Origin of the sequence: Okeania sp. SIO2B9, assembly GCF_010672505.1 — a bacterium.
In the GTDB taxonomy this organism is placed as follows: domain Bacteria; phylum Cyanobacteriota; class Cyanobacteriia; order Cyanobacteriales; family Microcoleaceae; genus Okeania; species Okeania hirsuta.
Genome location: NZ_JAAHGK010000893.1, coordinates 1 through 3,254, shown reverse-complemented (window position 1 = coordinate 3,254; position 3,254 = coordinate 1). Strand labels below are relative to the sequence as shown.

At 32.7% G+C, this 3,254-nt stretch carries 5 protein-coding genes; all 5 read right to left on the bottom strand.

Annotated features, from left to right (window positions below):
* Positions 1 to 9: 9 nt before the first annotated feature.
* A complete protein-coding gene (locus tag F6K13_RS25105) occupies positions 10 to 405 on the bottom strand; it encodes a hypothetical protein (RefSeq protein ID WP_287288717.1) in 396 nt (131 codons plus the stop codon).
* Between the two features lie 11 nt (positions 406 to 416).
* Complete coding sequence (locus F6K13_RS35410; RefSeq protein ID WP_338043161.1) at positions 417 to 929, bottom strand: hypothetical protein; 513 nt, start codon at positions 927 to 929, stop codon at positions 417 to 419.
* Positions 930 to 1,046: 117 nt separating this feature from the next.
* On the bottom strand, positions 1,047 to 1,331 hold the full coding sequence (locus F6K13_RS35405; protein WP_338043162.1) for a hypothetical protein: 285 nt from the start codon (positions 1,329 to 1,331) through the stop codon (positions 1,047 to 1,049).
* Positions 1,332 to 1,802: 471 nt separating this feature from the next.
* Positions 1,803 to 2,735 carry an Npun_R2821/Npun_R2822 family protein gene (locus tag F6K13_RS25095; RefSeq protein WP_124144473.1) on the bottom strand — a complete coding sequence of 311 codons (933 nt, stop codon included), beginning with the start codon at positions 2,733 to 2,735 and terminating at the stop codon, positions 1,803 to 1,805.
* Between the two features lie 12 nt (positions 2,736 to 2,747).
* Positions 2,748 to 3,167, bottom strand: coding sequence for a hypothetical protein (locus tag F6K13_RS25090; protein WP_287288715.1), 420 nt, complete (start codon positions 3,165 to 3,167; stop codon positions 2,748 to 2,750).
* Positions 3,168 to 3,254 lie beyond the last annotated feature (87 nt).

Sequence of the window (3,254 nt, the reverse complement as noted above, 5' to 3'; positions counted from 1 at the left end):
TGCAGCACTTCAACAAATATCATTCTCACAGATTTGCAGATTTAAAAAAGGTTGCACTAAATTTCCTCGACCTCCAGTGATTCCAGGGTTCCATTTAATATCTTCAGGTATGGTATCTACAATTTTTGTATCCGCATCAATATGAATAGCTACCCTGAATAATGATAAAGCTGCTTGAAACACAAACCGTCGATCGTTAAAGCAAAATAAAATCCCTTGTTGCTGATGCTTGAAAGCGATAACGTTTTGGTATTTACTAAAATCATCTGGTTCATCTGTGCAAATTACTAATGATGTGCCTGGAGAATATTTTTCTAAATCTCTAATTAATTCCTTAGCAATTTCACGATATCTTTGACCTAGAACCAAAGTACAAAAACAAAAATCTTTAGTGCTATTACTCATAGTTTTTCCTTTCAAAAGTTAATACTTTTCTTTACTTTATTCCAGATTCTTTGTCCTAAACTTTTTTTCCTCTCTGTTTTTTGGGGATAGTTGGTTGGTTTAGATTCCCCCAAATATCGATAATGCTCCCAAATATCCCAATAAGGGCACTCTGGTGAAATCCGAATTCCTGCCCAATGTAGATAGTCTAAAGGTTGATTCACAGTCGGGTCTATAAGTTTATCACCTTCTCGATGAAAATGTGATGTACCTGCCCAACTTCCTGCTGCTTTTCCTGGTCTGCGAACAATATTGAAACGCTTTTTAATTCGCTTCAAAATCATATAATTAATAATTGGTTGATCGGAAGTTTTCTGAGAAAAATCAAAGTATTCTGGATGAGTGGCACATTGAGCAAGTATATCATACAAATATTGTTCTGAAATTAGACCTTTTTTAGATCCCCACCATCCTCCATTAAAAATATCCTTAAGTTCATCTTGACTAAAAACTTGATAAATTTCTGGGGTGAATACATTTTTCATTCCGCCTAAATGTTGATAATCAAAACACAAGAAATCATATTCATTTAGATAGTTTAGATTATCAATAATTTTATCAAAAACAACAATATCTGTATCTATGTATAAAAATTTATCAAATTATCCAAACCAACAAGCTTGCTTATGAAACTGATTTGGTCTGGCAAAAAATTTATTACCAAAAATTTGTTTTAGTTTATTTGATAATCTTTTAATCAATTCTAAATCTTGATAAATTTTGACCCCATAATCTCTCGAAAAACATTCTGCGACTGTTTGATAATTATTATCATAGGGAATCAAAATAATTGGTGTGTCACTATCATACTTACGGATACTTTTTAATAGAGCAATACCTTGTTCTATGACTTTGTCATTTGCAGTGATATATATGCCACGACTCATAATATTTTCCTATTAGTCTTACTGAAAAGTCCTCACCGATAATAAAATTCAAATCTTTCTGACCAAGAAATAAGGTCTCAAGGTTCTCATTTGAAGGAAAAAAAAGGACATTTCGGATTTCAAGTATCCGCATCTTTAAAGGGGTAAATTTATTTTAGCCATAGTTTTTTTTATGACTCCAAATAATCTAAAATATATTCAAATTTATTCTGCTGTTTTTCTGACCAAGAAATAAGGCCTCAAGGTTCCCTTTTGAAGGCAGGGCTAATTCTTTGTCGTCAGAGAATATTTATATGGATATGAAATACATTTAATTGTGCAAATATCTAAAGAATCTCCCCATCTCCCCATCTCCCCATAATTTTTCTCTAGTGACAATAAATTGACCCTGCCCTTTTAAGGGGGAAAGAAAGAAAATTTTGGATTTCAAGCCTAAGACTGAAAGCGGAGGTACTGATAACTAAAATGACCCTAGCTTTTCTTCATTTGCCGACCTATATTTTTGACCTTATCAATAAATTTTGCTCCTAGACTTTTTTTCTTTTCAGTTTTTTGAGGATAGTAAGTAGGTTTAGCTTCGCCCAAATATCGATAATGCTCCCAAATATCCCAATAAGGGCATCCTGGTTCAATCCGAAAACCTGCCCAATGTAAATATTGTACAGGTTTACCTACTTTAGGGTCAATCAAGCGATCGCCTTCTCGTTGAAAATGGGGACTACCTGCCCAACTTCCTGGACCTTTGCCTTCGGGTCGGCGGACTAGATTTAATCGCCGAGAAATATGTTTTAATACTATATAGTTAAAAATAGGCTGGTCTGTGGTTTTTTCAGAAAAGTCAAAATATTCGGTATGGGCAGCACATTCGGCAAAGGTTTCATATAATTCATTTTCTGTAAACAGGTTTTTCTTTGATGCCCACCACCCACTATTAAACACATTTTTAAGTTGTTCTTCAGTAAAGATTTTTTTTTCTATAACTTTGGATGTGAAGACGTTTTTTATTCCACTTAAATATTGATAGTCGCAACACAAAAAGTCATAATCTTCTAAATATTTGAGATTATCGGCTATTTTTTCAAATACAACAATATCAACATCAATATAGAGAAATTCATCGAATGGTCCAAACCAACAAGCTTGTTTTTTTTGTTTGTTAGGAGTATTAAAAAAGCCTTGACCAAAAATGTTATACAAATTGTTGCAAAGATTATTTACAAATTCTAAATCTGGATAAATTTCTACTCCATATTTACTTGTGACTATTTCTGCTACCTGCTGATAATTTTCATCAAAAGGAATCATCATAATTGGAGTATCATAATCATATAATCTGATACTTTTCAGCAGAGCAATTGTGTTATCAAGTACCTTATCATTAGCAACAATATAAATTCCTTTCATTGTAATTTATCCTCAACTTGATAATCCTATTTTCTTGAATATTTTATCGATTAAACTTGGTGGAGGATTATAAGGTTTTGGTTTCCCTATAAACTTAGGTTTTTTCTCCGGTTCATGTAGATAGCGATAGTGTAAAAATATCTCTCTATAGGGAAAATCTAAATTTTCTCCTTCACAAACTCTAGTAAATGCTTTAGATGAAACTCCAATGTAGTGAAGATATGTTAACCGCTTACCACGATCGTAAACAATATGGTCTTGCTCTTCAAAATGTTTCGAGGTAACACTGTTACCTGTTTTTTCATTAGGAGACAGACTAATAGCCAAATTATCTACTTTCAAATTTAACCGCATTACCATGTAGTTGAGGATTGGTTGATCTGCTGCCCATATATAAAGTATTTCTGATTCTCCTTCTCGTAACTTCCCCAAAAACCAATCTATATTTTCCTGCTTAAATATACCTTTTTTAGAAGCATAGAAACCAGAACAAAAAATCCTAGACTTGAGATATTCTTA